This is a genomic window from Faecalibacterium sp. I3-3-33 (assembly GCF_023347295.1).
GTDB lineage: Bacteria > Bacillota > Clostridia > Oscillospirales > Ruminococcaceae > Faecalibacterium.
The window spans coordinates 1743342-1760518 of record NZ_CP094469.1 but is presented as its reverse complement, the minus strand read 5'-3'; the positions used below and the strand labels follow the sequence as shown (position 1 = coordinate 1760518).

The following is a 17177-nucleotide window of genomic DNA, read 5'->3' as shown; positions in this document are numbered from 1 at the left end:
TATGCGGCAGAAAAAACGCGAAGTGAAGATCGGCAATGTGACCATCGGCGGCAGCAACCCCATTGCGGTGCAGACCATGCTCAATGTGCCGGTGGAGGACATCGAGGGCAATGTGGCGCAGGCCAAGCGGTGCGAGGCCGCAGGCTGCCAGATCTTGCGGGTCACCTGCCCCAGCCCGGCGGATGCAAAGTGCATCGAGGCTGTCAAGAACGCGGTGAATATCCCCATCGTGGCAGATATCCACTTTGACTACAAGGCAGCGCTGGCCTGCGCCGACGTAGGTGTTGATAAGATCCGCATCAACCCGGGCAACATCGGCGACGACGACCGGGTAAAGGCGGTGGTGGACGCCTGCCAGCAGAAGAACATCCCCATCCGCATCGGCGTCAACGGCGGCAGTCTGGAAAAGCACATTCTGGCCCGCTACGGCGCACCCACCCCGGAAGCCATGGTGGAAAGCGCTTTGTACCATGTGCGGCTGCTGGAAATGTTCGATTTCAATAACATCGTCATTTCCATAAAAAACTCCAACGTGCCCCGCATGATGGAAGCCTACCGCCAGCTCAGCGCCGTCACCGACTACCCGCTCCATGTGGGAGTCACCGAAGCCGGTACCTATCAGATGGGTCTGCTGAAAAGCGGCATGGGCATCGGCGGGATGCTGCTGGAGGGCATCGGCGACACCATCCGCGTGTCGCTGGCTGCCGAGCCGGAAAAAGAGGTGGAGGCAGGCTTCAACATCCTGCGCGCCGTGGGCTTCCCGGTCACCGGACCGGAGGTCATCACCTGTCCCACCTGCGGACGCACCCAGTACCCCTGCACCGAGATCGCCAACGAGGTGGAAAAGCGGCTGCAAGGCTATAAAAAGTCCATCAAGGTGGCCGTGATGGGCTGCGTTGTCAACGGCCCCGGCGAAGCGCGTGAAGCCGATATCGGCATTGCGGGCGGCAAGGGTGAGGCCGTGCTGTTCATCCACGGCAAGCCCATCAAAAAGCTGACCGGCGATAACATTCTGGATCAGTTCATGGACGAGATCTATAAACTGTAAAATGGGAGCTGTTTCATGGCACTGCAAAACAAATTGGGGCTGACCGATGAGGTCGCCCTTGCCCGCACAGAGGAAAAGCTGAGCAAGCAGAAGGCACTGGCGCTGTACGATACCGGAGCGCTGGATACCTTTCCGGTAGGCACCTTTGCAGGGCTTGCAAAGATCCATGCGTATCTGTTCGGGGAGATCTACGATTTTGCCGGGCAGCTGCGCACCGTAAACATCGCTAAGGGCAATTTCCGGTTTGCGCCGGTCATCTACCTGCACGCGGCACTGGAGAGCATCGATGCCATGCCGCAGGCCACTTTTGACCAGATCATTGAAAAGTATGTGGAGATGAACGTTGCACACCCCTTCCGGGAGGGCAACGGCCGCAGCACCCGCATCTGGCTGGACTGCATCCTGAAAAAAGAACTGCATCAGGTGGTGGACTGGAGCCGCGTGGACAAGGAAGATTATCTTCTTGCCATGGAGCGCAGCCCCATCAGGGACTTGGAAATCAAGACTCTGCTGCGTGCGGCGTTGACGGATCAGATCAATGACCGCGAAGTGTATATGAAGGGCATTGATGCAAGCTACCATTATGAGGGCTATCAGGTTTTTAAAACAGAGACCCTTGCACCGGATTGACACAAACCTTTCCCTACTGCCACACCCGCAAAAACGGGTGCGGCAGTTTGTGTTGTAAAGAACCCACCAAAAAGGAGTACCATTTGTGAAACCACTTGTTTCCCAGCTGTGGCCGCAGTTTATGGCGGACCCGGATTTTGCGGCCTGTTTCGGGCAGGTGATCGTGGAGCACGCCCAGATGCTGCGGCAGGACCGGCAGGTCGAGTTTACTCTGCGCAGCGCCGCCCCGCTGGATCAGAACCTCTGCGCCCGCCTGCTGGCTTCCCTGCAGCCGGACTACGAGGGCTTTGAGCTGAAGATCAAAAACCTGTTCGGCTATGCCATGCTGGACGAGCACGCCCTGCGCACCCTGTTGGAGGACATGAAGCGGGACGGTGTGCCCATCAACGGCTTTCTGGACAGGAGCAGCATTACCATCACCGGGCAGAACATCACGGTAGGGGTGTGCCACGGTACAAAGTTTTTGCAGGAGATGGGCTTTGAGGAGCTGCTCGCCAAGCGCATTGCCGAGCACACCGGCATTACCCCCAAGGTGACGCTGCAAAGCGCGGTGACTGCGGCCGAGCAGCAGCAGATGGAAGAAAAGCTGGAACGCAAGATTGCACCGCCGGTGGTCAAATTTGAGAAAAAGAACACCGCACCGTCCATCAAGGTGGAGGGACTCAACCTTACCGACAAGCCGGTCACCATCTTCCACGGCAAAATGTTCACCCCCAAAAACCTCACGCCCCTCAAGGATTTGGGCGGCGAGGGCGGAAAGTGCATGATCTGGGGCGATGTGTTCTTTACCGAGGTCAAGGGCAACTACCGCAAGATCTACACCGTGTCCATCACCGACTATACCGGCTCGATCAACCTGAAGGTCCGCGCACAGGAAGGGGAGGACTGCTCCAAGTGGGAGGGCATCGGCAAGGGCAGCACGGTCATCGTACGGGGCGACTGCTCCTACGATAAATACGAGCACGACTACATCGTGTACCCCTACGATGTGCTGATCGTGGAGCGCAAAAAGCGGGAGGATACCGCCCCGGAAAAGCGGGTGGAACTGCATCTGCACACCAAGCTTTCCAGCATGGACGGCTTTTGCGACCCCGGCGGCATCGTCAAGCTGGCGCACCGCATGGGACACCCCGCCATTGCCATCACCGATCACGGCGTGTGTCAGGGCTACCCGGAAGCCATGCTGGCAGCCGATGACATCCACAAAAAGGACCCGGACTTCAAACTCATCTACGGGTGCGAAGCCTATTTTGTGGATGACATGGTGCCCTGCGTCTACGGCGTAAAGGATCAGCCGCTGGACGGCGAGTTCTGCGTGTTCGACACCGAGACCACCGGTCTTGACCCCGGGGTGGAGTACCTTACCGAGATCGGCGCGGTCATCATCCGCAACGGTGAGGTAGTGGAGGAATTCGACACCTTCGTCAAGCCCGGCAAGCCCATCACCCCCAAGATCACCGAGCTGACCGGCATCACCAACGAGATGGTAGCGGATGCCCCCAGTGAAAAGGAAGCGCTGGAAGCCTTTCTTGCCTTTGCGGGCGACCGCATTCTGGTGGGGCACAACGTCCACGCCTTTGATATGCGCTTTCTGCGGGCAGCCGCCAAGCGCAGCGGCATCAAACTGGAGCCTACCTATATCGACACCCTGACCATGGCGCAGACCATGTACCCGGGTCTGCACAACTATAAGCAGGGCACCATCAATAAGCATCTGGAACTGCCCGCCTACGAAGCGCACCGCGCCTGCGAGGACTCCGCTGCACTGGGACGCATCTTCTGTGTGATGCTGAACGACCTTGCAGAAAAAGCGGTAACGAAGGTCAGCGAGATCAACACCGGTCTTGGCGGCAACCGCGAGGTACTGAAAAAGAAATACTACCACCTGATCATTCTGGTCAAAAACCAGATGGGTCTGAAAAATCTGTATAAAATCGTCAGCGAGGCGCACGTCAACTACTTCTTCAAAAAGCCCCGCGTGCCCCGCAGTTTGCTGAACAAGTACCGGGACGGCCTGCTGCTCACCAGCGCCTGTGAGGCAGGCGAGTTGTACCGCGCCATCGTGGACGGCACCAGCTACGAGGAGCTGAAAAAGATCGCCGCCTACTACGATATCCTTGAGATCCAGCCGCTGGGCAACAACGCCTATATGGTGCGGGACGGCAAGGTGGATAGCGAGGAGAGGATCAAGGAGTTCAACCGCACCGTCATCAAGCTGGGCGAGGATCTGCACAAGCCGGTCATCGCCACCGGCGACGTACACTTTACCGAGCCGGAGGATGCAATTTACCGCGCCGTATTGCAGGCGGGCAACGGCTTTAAGGATGCCGATAACCAGCCGCCGCTGTTCTTCCGCACCACGCAGGATATGCTGGCGCAGTTCTACTATCTGCCCAAGGAAAAGGCCTACGAGGTTGTGGTAAAGAACCCCCGCAAAATCGCCGCCATGATCGACAACAATGTGCGCGCCATCCCCCGGGGCACCTACCCGCCCAGCATCGAGGGCGCAGAGCAGCAGCTGCGCGATGCCACATGGGAGCACGCCAAGCGGGATTACGGCGACCCCTTGCCTGAGATCGTGGAAAAGCGGCTGCAAAAAGAGCTGGACTCCATCTGCGGCCACGGCTATGCGGTTCTGTACGTCATTGCGGTCAAGCTGGTGGCCTACTCCAATGCGGGCGGCTATCAGGTGGGCAGCCGTGGTTCTGTCGGCTCTTCTGCCGTGGCGCACTTTTCCGGCATCTCGGAGGTGAACAGCCTGCCGCCCCACTACCGCTGTCCCAAGTGCAAGCACAGTGAGTTCATCACCGACGGCAGCGTGGACGACGGCTTTGACCTGCCGGACAAAAACTGCCCCCAGTGCGGCACCCGGATGCTGGTGGACGGCCACGACATCCCCTTTGAGACCTTCCTCGGCTTCTACGGCGATAAGGAACCGGATATCGACCTGAACTTCTCCGGCGAGTACCAGTCCAACGTGCACCGCTACACCGAGGAACTGTTCGGCAAGGCCAACGTGTTCAAGGCCGGTACGGTGTCCGGCATTCAGGATAAAACTGCCTACGGCTACGTTAAAAAGTATCTGGATGAGCGGCAGCGCACCGTCAACCACGCCGAGGAAAACCGCCTGACGCTGGGCTGCACCGGCGTCAAGCGCACCACCGGCCAGCACCCCGGCGGCATGGTGGTCGTGCCGGACACCTACGAGATCTACGATTTCTGCCCCATCCAGCACCCGGCGGATGACGTGGCGGGCGGCCTGCTGACCACCCACTTCGAGTTCAAGTATCTGCACGACACCCTGCTCAAGCTGGACGAACTGGGCCACGATATGCCCACCTTCTACAAGTATTTTGAGGAATACACCGGCATCCCGGTGGACAGTATCCCCATGAACGACCCCAAGGTGTACAGCCTGCTGACCAGCCCGGAAGCGTTGGGCGTGACCCCGGAGCAGATCGACAGCCAGACCGGCACCTTCGGCATCCCGGAAATGGGCACGAACTTTGTGCGCGGAATGCTGGTGGAAGCACGGCCTAAGAATTTCTCCGAGCTGATCCAGATCTCCGGTCTGTCCCACGGTACGGACGTTTGGACGGGCAACGCGGACGAGCTGATCCGCAGCGGTACCTGCACCATTGCAGAGGTCATCGGCTGTCGTGACAGTATCATGCTGTACCTGCTGCGCAAGGGGCTGGAACCCAAGATGGCCTTTGATATCATGGAAGCCGTGCGTAAGGGTAAGGTGGCCAAGGGCGGCTTCCAGCCGGGCTGGGAGGAAGCCATGCGGGAACACGAGGTACCGGACTGGTATATTGAAAGCTGCCGCAAGATCAAGTATATGTTCCCCAAGGCGCACGCTGTGGCCTACCTGATGAGCGCCATCCGGCTGATGTGGTACAAGATCTACAAGCCGCAGGCGTTCTATGCAGTGTACTTTACCGTGCGCGGCGATGATATCGACTACGAGGCCGCCATTGGCGGCGCTGCCGTGGCGCGCGCCCACATGGAGGCAGTCAAGCGCCGTCTGAAAGAGGAAAAGAACGCCAAGGACGAGGACGTGCTGGTCAGCTTGCAGCTGGTCAACGAGATGCTGAGCCGTGGGTACGAGTTTTTGCCCATCGAGCTGGGCAAGAGCCGCGGTTCCAAGTATGTGGTGGAGGACGACAAGGTGCGTCTGCCCTTCAGCGCCCTGAAGGGATTAGGCGGTGCCGCCGCCGAGGCACTGGAGCGGGTGACCATCCACGGAGAGGAATATATCTCGGTGGAGGAGCTGCAGCAGGCCTCCGGCGTGGGCAGCAGCATTCTGGACCGTCTGCGTCAGGTGGGCGCACTGGGCGACCTGCCCGAAAGCAGTCAGGTGAGCTTTTTCTGAATCAAAAAACGAGAGCCATTCCGCAGGATAAAGGGAATGGCTCTCGTTTTATTATACAGGGACAGCATCAAAAAAGCGGGGCAAGGCACATCAAAACTGTGCCTTGCCCCGCATAAAGCAATGCCGGAACAGGGGAGTGCTTACTCCACGCTGATCATATAGTAGTAAACGGGCTGGCCGCCGCGGATGTGGCTTACTTCCACATGGTTGGGGCACTTTGCCTTTACGATCTCGGTAACCTTTTCAGCATCCTCGTCGCTCACGTCACAGCCGGAAATAATGGTGACAAAGCTGGAATCCTTCTTGCACATATTGCGTGCCAGACGGTAGGTGGCCTTGGTGATATCGGTGGAGGTGGAAACGATCTTGCCGTTCTCCAGCGCCATGATCTCGCCCTTGCGGATGCGCTTGCCGTCATACTCGCTGTCGCGGGCGGCGTAGGTGATCAGACCGGTGGATACCTTGTCGGCAGCAGCCATCATGTTGATGGTGTTGGTCTCGGCGTTCACAGAGGGGTCAAAGTTCAGCAGTGCGGTAATGCCCATGGGCACGGTGCGGGTGGGCAGCACCACCACCTGACGGTCGGCCAGCTTCTGTGCCTGCTCGGCAGCCATGATAATGTTCTTGTTGTTGGGCAGCACGAACACGGTCTTGGCGGGCACGCTCTGGATGGCTGCCAGAATGTCCTCGGTGGAGGGGTTCATGGTCTGACCGCCGGAAACCACAGCGTCTGCTGCCAGATCGGTGAACACAGCCTTCAGACCCTCACCGGCGGCAACAGCCACAAAGCCGTAGTCGCGGCTGGGGTCCACGGCAGCATAGATGAACTCGCTGGCCTGAGAGGGAGCCTTCTCGGCAGAAGCCTGCTTTTCAAGGCTCTTGCCCTGCTTCTGGCGGGCAAGGAACTGCTCGTGCATATTCTCGATCTTGAAGTTGGTCAGGTAACCGTACTTGATGGCCTCGCTCAGAATCTTGCCGGGGTCGGCGGTGTGAACGTGCAGGTTGATGACGTCGTCATCCTCAATGCAGACCACGCTGTCGCCGTTGGACTCTGCAAAGGCGCGCATCTTGGCGGCACTGGCACCCTCGTACTTGTTGATGAGGAACTGGGTGCAGTAGCCGTTGGTAATGTCCTCCACCTTCATCAGGTCGTCGGTGAACACGCCCTTACCGGCATTTTCAGTGGACAGCTTTGCCTTGTTGGGGGCAGCCTCACCACCGGTAATCATGCCCTCGCCGTGGAACACTTTGCCCATGCCCTCAAAGATGACCATGATGCCCTGACCGCCTGCGTCCACAACACCGGCCTTCTTCAGCACGGGCAGCAGGTTGGGGGTATCCTCCAGTGCCTTCTGACCGGCAGTCAGAACCACGTCCCACAGGGCGGGCACATCGGCGGCATCGCTGGCAGCAGCTTCCTCAGAAGCAACGCGTGCAACGGTCAGAATGGTGCCCTCGGTGGGCTTCATCACGGCCTTGTAAGCGCCCTCAACGCCCTTCTGCAGGGCAGCCACGATGTCGGCAACGTCAGCCTCTTTTTTGCCCTCCAAAGCCTTGGAGAAGCCGCGGAACAGCAGGCTGGTGATAACGCCGGAGTTGCCGCGCGCACCGCGCAGCATGGCAGAAGCGGCAGTCTTGGCAGCCTCGCCCACGGTGCAGCTGTCGTCCAGAGCTTCCAGCTCACGCACGGCAGCGCCCACGGTCATGCCCATGTTGGTGCCGGTGTCGCCATCCGGCACGGGGAAAACGTTCAGCTCATCCACGCGGGAACGCTGGTTGTTGATGTTGTTGGCGCCGGAAATGATGGCGTCGCGCAGGATCTTACCAGAAATCATTGTTTTTACTCCTTAGTAACTGGCCGGAAAAGCCCGGCTCGGGTTTGCAGACAAATCAGGCGATAACGTCATCTACGGACACCACCACACGGGCGACCTTCAGTCCGGTGGCCTGCTCCACCTCGTCCTTGACGCGGTGGGAGATGCTGCGGGCGGCGGTGGAAATGTTCAGACCGTAGCTGACGGCAATGTGCAGCTCGATGACCAGACGCCCATTCTGCTGGGTCACGCGCACACCCTTTTCCGGGTAATCGGAACCGTATACCATGCTTTTCACAGCGTCAGTCATATCACGGGGAGCCATGGCAGCAACGCCGTAGCACTGTTTGGTGGCTTCACCCACCAAGGTGGAAAAATACCCATCAGTAAAGCTGACATTCCCAAGCGGGAAACGGGAAGTGATCATAGTCGCTCTGCTCCTTTATGTTATTTTTTATAAAAATACACGCAAGGGTCGGGGGCATTGGCTGTGCAAAACGAAACTTGCCTCAGATAAACACCCACTCTATTATACAACTTTGCACCGTGGTTGTACAGTTCAAATTGTTGGATTTACTGCTTTTTGCGCTCTTTTTGCATGGTTTTTGTAAAGAAAAAAGAGAGAGCCGCGCTCGACAGCTCTCGCGCCGCTTTGCGCAGCGGGTGTGGTATGCTGAAGGCAGGCTGTGTGGCGCCCATCAAAACGGAAAGTATGACAAATAAAGAAAAACAATCTGTGAATAAATTATAAAAGCTTCCTTGTCTGGCTTTCTTTGTCTATGAAAAAGTGCTAAAATATAAATGAAAAGGGAAAGGGGCTGTCAGCCCCCTTTTTCCATGATACTTCCCGGAATACGCCGGACGCACGGCACACGATATAACGCGGGCAGGCCTTTCCAACGGGCATTGCCTGTAAAAAATGCGATAGGAGTTGTTGGCATGAACATTCTCTTTTTTCTTTCCCCAAAGCAGGATCTGATGTACGTTTACGATGACTTTACCCTCCGGCAGACGCTGGAAAAGTGGGAAAACAACCGCTACGCCTCCATTCCGGTGCTGAACCGCAAGGGCGAATATGTGGGCACGCTGACCGAGGGGGATATCCTGTGGGGACTGAAAAAATACCATGGTCTGGATCTGGAAGCCGCTGAGGACATCCCTATCTCGGAGTTTGCGCATAAGCGGGACTACAAGGCCGTCACAGTGACCACCAGCATGGATGAGCTGGTGGAAGCTGCCATGAACCAGAACTTTGTCCCGGTGGTGGATGACCGGGGTATTTTCATCGGCATTGTGCGGCGGCAGGCCATCATCCGTTACTGCTACGATAAATCCCGCAAGATCGAAATGACCCGCACCGGCCGCCCCGTAAAGGAGCTGGCTGGCGTACATTAAAACAGATGCCGTTTTCGTCTGTGTCCATCCTGTAAAAATGTAGACCCGGAAAGTCCGCAGACTTTCCGGGCTTACTCTGTTCAAGACAAGATTCTCGCTGAAAAAGGGCGCTGCACGGTAAATGTGCAGCGCCCTCATTGCTAATTGTTACTTGTTGCGGATGTACTCGTCCATGGCCTTTGCGGCTGCCTTACCGGCACCCATGGCCTTGATGACGGTAGCAGCACCGGTCACGGCGTCGCCGCCGGCGTACACGCCGTCACGGCTGGTCTTGCCCTCGTCGCCCTCGGTCACGATGCAGCCGTGCTTATTGGTCTCCAAGCCCGGGGTGGTAGAGCGGATCAGCGGGTTGGGGCTGGTGCCCAGACTCATGATCACAGTATCCACTTCCAGCTCAAACTCGCTGCCCTGTTTTTCAATGGGACGGCGGCGGCCGGAAGCGTCCGGCTCACCCAGTTCCATCTCGATGCAGGTCATGGAGTGTACAAAGCCGTCCTCGTCCGGGTGGATGGCAACGGGATTGCACAGGGTCTTGAAGATGATGCCCTCTTCCTCGGCGTGCTCCACCTCTTCCTTACGGGCGGGCAGCTCAGCCATGCCGCGGCGGTAGACGATGTACACGCTCTCGGCACCCAGACGCAGGGCGCTGCGGGCAGCATCCATAGCCACGTTGCCGCCGCCCACAACGGCAACCTTCTTGCCGGTGCGGATGGGGGTCTTGCTGGTGGGCAGGTAAGCCTTCATCAGGTTGGAGCGGGTCAGAAATTCGTTGGCGGAGTATACACCCTTCAGACTCTCGCCGGGGATGTTCATAAAGCGGGGCAGACCGGCGCCGGAGCCTACGAACACAGCCTCGTAGCCGTACTCGCCCATCAGCTCGTCAATGGTAAGCACCTTGCCGATGACCATATTGCACTCAAAATCCACGCCCATCTTCTTCAGGCCATCGATCTCCTGCTGGACGATGGCCTTGGGCAGACGGAACTCGGGGATGCCGTACATCAGCACACCGCCTGCAACGTGCAGAGCCTCGTAAACGGTGACCTTGTAGCCCAGCTTTGCCAGATCGCCTGCAGCGGTCAGGCCGGCAGGGCCTGCGCCGATGATGGCAACCTTATGGCCGTTCCATTCAGGCACGATGGGTACGGTGTGCACGTTCTCGCGGTGCCAGTCAGCTACAAAGCGCTCCAGACGGCCAATAGCCACCGGCTCGTTCTTGATGCCGCGGGTGCACTTGCCCTCACACTGGCTCTCCTGCGGGCAGACACGGCCGCAGACAGCAGGCAGGGAAGAGGAGCGGTTGATCACCTGATAGGCGGCCTCAAAGTCGCCCTCGGCAACATGGGCGATAAACTCCGGGATGTCGATGCCCACGGGGCAGCCGGACTGGCAGGGCTTGTTCTTGCAGCCGATGCAGCGCTTGGCCTCGTTCACAGCCATCTCGGCGGTGTAGCCCAGAGCCACTTCCTTAAAGTTTTTGTTGCGGACGTTGGGGTCCTGCGTGGGCATGGGGCACTTTTTGGGGTCCATATTGAAAGCCATTTTACATTCCCTCCTGAGTCTTGAACAGGTTGCAGGCTGCCTCACGGGCGTGTGCCTCAAACGGGCGGTACATGGTGCCGCGTGCCATTGCCTCGTCAAAATCCACCAGATCACCGTCAAAGTCGGGGCCGTCCACGCAGGCAAACTTGGTCTGACCGCCCACGGTCAGGCGGCAGCCGCCGCACATACCGGTGCCGTCGATCATGATGGGGTTCATGGAAACGATGCTCTTCAGGCCGTGCTTCTGGCAGGTCTTGACTACAAACTTCATCATGATCAGCGGGCCGATGGTGATGACCAGATCGTACTGGTTGCCGGCAGCCACCAGCTCGTCCAGCGCAGCGGTGACCACGCCCTTGATGCCGTAGCTGCCGTCATCGGTCATAATGCGCAGCTCGTCGCTGCAGGCGTTGAACTCGTCCTCAAGGATCAGCAGATCCTTATTGCGGAAACCGATCACGCTGTGCACCACACAGCCCTGATCGTGCAGTTCCTTGGCAATGGGCAGTGCAATGGCGCAGCCTACGCCGCCGCCCACAACGCACACCTTCTTCAGACCCTCGGTCTCGGTGGCGCGACCCAGCGGGCCTACAAAGTCGTGGACACAATCGCCTGCGTTCAGGCTGTTCAGCTCCATGGTGGTACCGCCCACGATCTGGAAAATAATATCCACAGTGCCCTTTTCGCGGTCGTAACCGGCCACGGTCAGGGGGATACGCTCGCTGTCCTCAAACGGACGTACAATGATGAACTGACCCGGCTTTGCCTTTTTGGCGATCAGCGGGGCTTCGATGACCATCTTTGTCACGGTGGGGTTCAGCGCGACCTTTTCAGTGATCTTATACATTGCGTTAGCTCCTTTTTGCTGGCAATTCCTTTTTCTTTTCTATAAATGGAAGCTGCATCCGCGCGGATGCATTTTCCGTTTGACAGAGCGTCCTCTTTATTATAATAGTTTGTAAAATAGAAAGCAACTGTATTTTGCCCGTGCACACAGCCGCGCGAAACGAGGTGAAAAAGGGGGATGTGGTGCTGCACACAAAATAAAAAGAACGTACCAGAGTTAAAAGACATTCTTTTTCAAAAAAATGTAATTTTGTGGTTGACAACTGCCGGAGTGTGCGGTATAATAACCAACGTCGCCGGACAACAGACCGGCAAAAACAAATGGAATGTGCGGCCGTAGCTCATCTGGTAGAGCGCCACCTTGCCAAGGTGGAGGTAGCGAGTTCGAGCCTCGTCGGCCGCTCCATATGTGGAAGTTTAGCTCAGCTGGGAGAGCATCTGCCTTACAAGCAGAGGGTCAGCGGTTCGAGCCCGTTAACTTCCACCATATGGCCCGGTAGCTCAGTTGGTTAGAGCACCAGCCTGTCACGCTGGGGGTCGTCGGTTCGAGCCCGATCCGGGTCGTATTTGCCTCTGTAGCTCAGTCGGTAGAGCAGGGGACTGAAAATCCCCGTGTCATTGGTTCGATTCCGATCGGAGGCACCACGTCGAAAATCCTGTCATTCATCGGGAAGTCTTGCAAGCAAGACTTCTGTGATGAATACCAGATTTTCTCCTTTTCCCCACAAAATCTTGCTTCGCAAGCTTTCGCGGGGACCCCGTTAAAAAGAACGGGAGGGTGCAGGGATAAATGCACCGGATATGCGGCCGTAGCTCATCTGGTAGAGCGCCACCTTGCCAAGGTGGAGGTAGCGAGTTCGAGCCTCGTCGGCCGCTCCAATACGAAGCCATCGTTGATGCAGAAATGCAAAAGCGATGGCTTTTTTGTTTTGTGTGGCAATGGTCGAAAATGCTCTCCGCTTGCCAAAGCAAAGAGCCACCGTACAACACGATGCACGGCAGCTCCTCTTACAATATAAATATAACAGTGCAACAGGGCTGATTACATCACCATCGTAATGATCAGCGCACACAGCGGCAGGGTGACGATGCTGAGCAGGGTGGTCAGCACCACGCTTCCGGCGGCAAAGTGCTCATCGTGGCCGAACTGCACCGCAAATACCGAGGTGATGGCGGCCGCCGGGCAGCATTCCAGCAGCGTTACTACCTGTGCGGCAGTGCCGTGGAAGCCCAGCACCCCGAACAGTGCCAGCGTAGCCGCCGGGATCAGCAGCATACGCACACAGGCAAGCTTCCAGATGTGCTTGTCGGTCACGATGCTGCGCACGTCACCGGCGGCGATCAGCATACCGGTGATGAGCATGGACAGCGGGGTGTTCACCCCGGCCAGCAGCTCCAGCGGCTGGGTAATCAGGGCAGGCAGCGGAATCTGCAGCAGATAGATGCCAAGACCCACCACAATGGCGTACAGCACCGGGGTGCGCACCAGACTGCGGGCGACATCCTTTACGCTGGAGCCGCCGCTGACAAGGCCGTAGCCCAGCGTCCACAGCAGAATGTTGAACACGGTAACGTAGGCGCTGGCATACAAAAGACCCTCAGAGCCGAACAGCGCCGAAATGAGCGGGAAGCCCATGTATGCCGCGTTGGAAAAAATGCAGGCAAACCGGAAAATGGGCATCCGACTGCCGGTCTTGCGCGCCGTGAGCAGCAGGGTGATCACGGTGCCCAGCAGCACAGACAGAACGCTCATGCCGAAAGCCGCCAGCAGATTGCGCAAGATCTGAGCGCTGAACTCCATGCGGTAAGAGTTTACCACCATGGCCGGTACGATGATGTACACCAGCAGATTGGAAAGTGCCTGCTTGTTTTCCAGCTTGAGCACGCCGGTCTTGACCGCCACCATGCCTGTGCCGATCAGCAGGAACAAGACCGCGACCTGCTGCGCAGTGATGAGAGCCAGTTCCATAAAATTCTCCTCCTCTAAGGTCGTGATGTGTATACCACGAAAGATACAACACAGGTATAGCACAAAACCCTGCGGATAGCAAGGCTAAACGCAGGGCTTTGCAAGATTTTGCTGTTGCAGCTTACAAAATGACATTTTTGATCAGCAGCGAGATACTGCCATCGTCGGCGTGCAGGAACTCTACCTCGGATTCGGCGTTCAATAGCTCGGTGGGGATCTTTACCTCAATGCCGTTGGCAGTGCGCAGGCTGCGGCTCTCCATGCGGCGGATGCGGGCGGGGGTCACGGTCACCGGCTGGGCGGCGCTGTCAATGACATCGCTCTTTTCCACATAGTCGTCAAAAGGCACGGCGGCGAGAGGATATTCCTCTTCCAGCTGCTGGCGCACCTGCTGGATGGACACCTGATTGTCGTTGTCAGCAGCCTGATTGGCGATCATCATGGCCACCTGCGCCTCCACATGGGGCGTTTCGGCGTAGTTTTCCTGCACAGCCTGCACGGCGGCTTCCTGAATGGCCTGCAGCTTTTTCTTTTCCGGCTGAGCGGTGGTGTACTGGAACACCACGGTGGAGAGATAAAACTCCTTGTGGCCGTCAATATCATACTTCTTTTCCAGCAGCCGCATGGAGTAATCGGTCAGGTCTACCAGTGCGCCCTCCTCCACCTTGCCGCTCTGGGTGGGCAGGCAGGCGCGCTGCTGGATGATGGAGTTCACCGGCGCACCCTCCACATTTTCAGTGTAATGGGTGTAGCCGTTTTTGTAGTTCAGCTTCAGGATGCCCAGCCACGGTGCGCCGTCCCGGGTAAAATCCACCACGGCAAGGTCTGCCCCAGGGATGGTGGTGTGGGCGTGCATATAGTCGAACAGCACCCCGGCAATGCGGCAGGAAAGATCCACGAAGTCCTGATTGTGCTCCAGCTCATTTTTAAAGGCCGAGTCCGGCAGCGGGCGGCACTGGCGGATATCGTCGCTGGCCAGCAGCTTTTCAATGTGGTTCTGCAGGTAGGCGTTTTTTTCGGCGGTCAGTTCCATGGGCCCGCCGCTGAGCACCGGCGCTTCCATGGTGGTATCCAGAACGTGCAGAATGGCCTGATGAATGATGATCTCCATTGTTGCTCCTCATTTCGTGACATAGTGTTTGCGCTCAGTATAGCACAACCGCCGGAAAAAGGCGAGAGCCGTCCGGGTATTTTACGGATTCTACAATTTACAAATCCCGCCAAAAGGGCTATACTTATAATATCTGTGCAAAAGGAGGTGGAGCTGGTGGATGAGCAGCAGTTGGAACAGATTGAAGGCGTCGTGGAGGATATCATCTACGAGAACGAGGATAACGGCTATACGGTGTTCGAGATCTCCGGCGGCGGTGTGCTCACGGTGGTCTGCGGCATCGTAGGCGAGCTGCACGCAGGCGAAAGCGTCATCTGCCGCGGCCGGTACGAAAACCACGCCACCTATGGCCGCCAGTTCCACGCGCAGGAATGCGAAACCGATATGCCCAAGGATCTGGAAGCGGTATATGCCTTTCTGGCCAGCCGCTCCCTGCCGTATATCGGCGCAAGAACTGCGGATAAAATCATTGATATGTTTGGCGCCGAGGCGCTGGAGGTCATCGCCAACGACCCCGCCCGGCTGACCAAGATCCCCGGCATCTCGCCGGATAAAGCCGACCGCATCCAGCAGGAGTTCAAGCGGATGTTCGGCATGCGGGAACTCATCGCCTATCTGGCACAGTTTGAGATCAGTCCCCGCAAGGCTATGGAGGTGTTCAAGGCCTTTGGCGTGGGGGCAATGCAGGCCATTGCGTCAAACCCCTATCTGCTGTGCGGCGAGCCGTTGCAGCTGGACTTCCGCCACGCGGACAGTATCGCCCAGTATTACCACATGGAGGGGGACTGCGCCCAGCGGCTGGAAGCTGCTCTGCTGCGCACCTTGCGTCACAATGCGGGCAACGGCCACACCTGTCTGCCTCGGGCGCAGCTGCTGGCGACGGCCTCCAACTTCATCCATCAGCCGCCGGAAAAGCTGGCCCGTGCACTGGATCACTGCATCGAAACGGAAGAACTGGCCGTGAAAATGTTCGATGCCGTGCCCTATATCTACCTGCCGGATCTTCTGGCAGCGGAGCAGGACATTGCCGATCGGCTGAATCTGCTGGCAAAACGCGGCAAGAATACCGTGCGGGATCTGGATAAAAACATCCAGATCTTAGAGCTGACGCAGGGCTTTGCCTACGCCCCCCTGCAAAGGGAAGCCATCCGCAAGGCCATGACCGAGAACTGCCTTGTGCTCACCGGCGGCCCCGGCACCGGCAAGACTACCACCGTCAACGCTATTTTGCAGCTGTTGGAAAATCAGGCCGAGCGGGTAGCCCTGTGTGCCCCCACCGGCCGCGCCGCCAAGCGGCTCAGCGAGTTGACCGGCCGCAAAGCCAGCACCATCCACCGCCTGCTGGAGGTGGACTACACCGGCGGTGTGGTCAGCTTTATCCACAACGACAAAAACCTGCTCAAGTGTGACGTGGTCATTCTGGACGAGATGAGCATGGTGGACGTCAAGCTGTTTCAGGCACTTATTGCGGCGCTGCGCTACACCTGCCGTATTATTATGGTAGGCGATGCCGACCAGCTGCCCAGCGTGGGCGCGGGCAACATCCTCAGCGAGGTCATTCGCTCCGGCTGCGTGCCTACCGTCTGCCTGAACGAGATCTTCCGGCAGGCAAAACGCAGTCTCATCGTGGAAAACGCCCACCATATCATCTCCGGTGAGCCGCTGCAAAAGGGCAGCAAGACCGATGACTTCTTCTTTTTGGAGACGGACGGCGAGGCTGCGCAGCGTCTGGTGTGCGACCTTGTCACCACCCGGCTGCCCCGGAGCTACGGCTTTGACCCCATCCGGGATATTCAGGTGCTGTGTCCTACAAAACTTGGCCCCACCGGCACACAGGCGCTGAACGTGGAACTGCAAAACCTGCTCAACCCGCCCCAGAAGGGCAAGCCCCAGCTGCAAAGCGCCGCCCGGGTGTTCCGGGTGGGGGACAAGGTGATGCAAGTGCGCAACAACTACGAGATCGTATGGAACCGCATCGGCGGGGAGCAGGGCGTGGGTGCCTACAATGGCGATATCGGCATCGTGGAAAGCATCAATGTGCGGGAGCGCTCCATGGTGGTGCGCATGGACGACCGGCGGCTGCTCTACCCGGCGGAAAACCTGAACGAATTGGAGATCGCTTACGCCATCACAGTGCACAAAAGTCAGGGCAGCGAGTTCCCGGCGGTGATCCTGCCGGTGGCGCAGGTGCCGCCAAGGCTGTGCTACCGCAACCTGTTCTACACCGGCGTCACTCGTGCGCGTAAATTGTGCGTTGTGGCAGGACGCAGGGACGTGGTGAACAGCATGATGAGCAACATCCGGCAGAACCTGCGTTACAGCGGCCTGTGCGCCCTGCTGCAGGCCGGACAGCCGCCGGAGCAGCTCAGCACAGAAGGGGAGAGCTCCTGATAAAACCGCGCAGAACAGCGGCAAAGCTTGTATACTTTTTGCCGCAACTATGTTAT

General features: G+C 58.0%; 11 protein-coding genes and 5 tRNA genes. 10 read left to right on the top strand and 6 right to left on the bottom strand.

The features are described 5' to 3' along the window. The first annotated feature begins 1 nt into the window (after position 1). The 3 genes from ispG to MTP39_RS08370 all read left to right on the top strand — a co-directional run bounded on the left by ispG (position 2) and on the right by MTP39_RS08370 (position 6053). A complete protein-coding gene (gene ispG, locus MTP39_RS08380; protein WP_249240165.1) occupies positions 2 to 1048 on the top strand; it encodes a flavodoxin-dependent (E)-4-hydroxy-3-methylbut-2-enyl-diphosphate synthase in 1047 nt (348 codons plus the stop codon). 15 nt (positions 1049 to 1063) lie between these two features. Next, positions 1064 to 1678 (top strand): protein adenylyltransferase Fic, encoded by a 615-nt coding sequence (fic, locus tag MTP39_RS08375; protein WP_249240164.1) that lies wholly within the window; start codon positions 1064 to 1066, stop codon positions 1676 to 1678. A 121-nt stretch (positions 1679 to 1799) separates the two neighbouring features. Continuing rightward, a complete protein-coding gene (locus MTP39_RS08370; RefSeq protein ID WP_442899425.1) occupies positions 1800 to 6053 on the top strand; it encodes a PolC-type DNA polymerase III in 4254 nt (1417 codons plus the stop codon). A 140-nt stretch (positions 6054 to 6193) separates the two neighbouring features. Here the strand turns inward: MTP39_RS08370 and MTP39_RS08365 are convergent, their stop codons facing one another. Together MTP39_RS08365 and MTP39_RS08360 are read right to left on the bottom strand one after the other, a co-directional pair. After that, a complete protein-coding gene (locus tag MTP39_RS08365; RefSeq protein ID WP_249240162.1) occupies positions 6194 to 7888 on the bottom strand; it encodes a DAK2 domain-containing protein in 1695 nt (564 codons plus the stop codon). A 55-nt stretch (positions 7889 to 7943) separates the two neighbouring features. After that, positions 7944 to 8294: an Asp23/Gls24 family envelope stress response protein gene (locus MTP39_RS08360; RefSeq protein ID WP_005923940.1), complete on the bottom strand. Its 351-nt coding sequence runs from the start codon at positions 8292 to 8294 to the stop codon at positions 7944 to 7946. A gap of 512 nt (positions 8295 to 8806) precedes the next feature. On the opposite strand from MTP39_RS08360, the gene MTP39_RS08355 reads away from it, so the two are divergent. Beyond that, positions 8807 to 9262 (top strand): CBS domain-containing protein, encoded by a 456-nt coding sequence (locus tag MTP39_RS08355; protein WP_242914990.1) that lies wholly within the window; start codon positions 8807 to 8809, stop codon positions 9260 to 9262. Between the two features lie 147 nt (positions 9263 to 9409). Here MTP39_RS08355 and gltA read toward each other — a convergent pair whose 3' ends face one another. Together gltA and MTP39_RS08345 are read right to left on the bottom strand one after the other, a co-directional pair. Next, positions 9410 to 10804 carry an NADPH-dependent glutamate synthase gene (gltA, locus tag MTP39_RS08350; protein WP_249240161.1) on the bottom strand — a complete coding sequence of 465 codons (1395 nt, stop codon included), beginning with the start codon at positions 10802 to 10804 and terminating at the stop codon, positions 9410 to 9412. Position 10805: 1 nt separating this feature from the next. Then, positions 10806 to 11651, bottom strand: coding sequence for a sulfide/dihydroorotate dehydrogenase-like FAD/NAD-binding protein (locus MTP39_RS08345; protein WP_249240159.1), 846 nt, complete (start codon positions 11649 to 11651; stop codon positions 10806 to 10808). Positions 11652 to 11980: 329 nt separating this feature from the next. Between MTP39_RS08345 and MTP39_RS08340 the strand changes: the two genes are divergently transcribed. From MTP39_RS08340 to MTP39_RS08320, 5 genes are all read left to right on the top strand, one after another. Then, positions 11981 to 12056 (top strand) — tRNA-Gly (locus MTP39_RS08340). Positions 12057 to 12061: 5 nt separating this feature from the next. Then, positions 12062 to 12137 (top strand) — tRNA-Val (locus tag MTP39_RS08335). 3 nt (positions 12138 to 12140) lie between these two features. Further along, positions 12141 to 12214: transfer RNA gene (locus MTP39_RS08330), tRNA-Asp, on the top strand. 5 nt (positions 12215 to 12219) lie between these two features. Further along, positions 12220 to 12295 (top strand) — tRNA-Phe (locus MTP39_RS08325). A gap of 158 nt (positions 12296 to 12453) precedes the next feature. Beyond that, a tRNA-Gly gene (locus MTP39_RS08320) sits at positions 12454 to 12529 on the top strand. A gap of 163 nt (positions 12530 to 12692) precedes the next feature. On the opposite strand, the gene MTP39_RS08315 is transcribed toward MTP39_RS08320, so the two are convergent. Beyond that, positions 12693 to 13619, bottom strand: coding sequence for an AEC family transporter (locus MTP39_RS08315; RefSeq protein WP_249240158.1), 927 nt, complete (start codon positions 13617 to 13619; stop codon positions 12693 to 12695). Between the two features lie 121 nt (positions 13620 to 13740). Further along, complete coding sequence (locus tag MTP39_RS08310) at positions 13741 to 14730, bottom strand: nucleoid-associated protein (RefSeq protein WP_249240157.1); 990 nt, start codon at positions 14728 to 14730, stop codon at positions 13741 to 13743. Positions 14731 to 14901: 171 nt separating this feature from the next. On the opposite strand from MTP39_RS08310, the gene recD2 reads away from it, so the two are divergent. After that, positions 14902 to 17121: an SF1B family DNA helicase RecD2 gene (gene recD2, locus MTP39_RS08305; protein WP_442899394.1), complete on the top strand. Its 2220-nt coding sequence runs from the start codon at positions 14902 to 14904 to the stop codon at positions 17119 to 17121. The last annotated feature ends 56 nt before the right edge of the window (positions 17122 to 17177 follow it).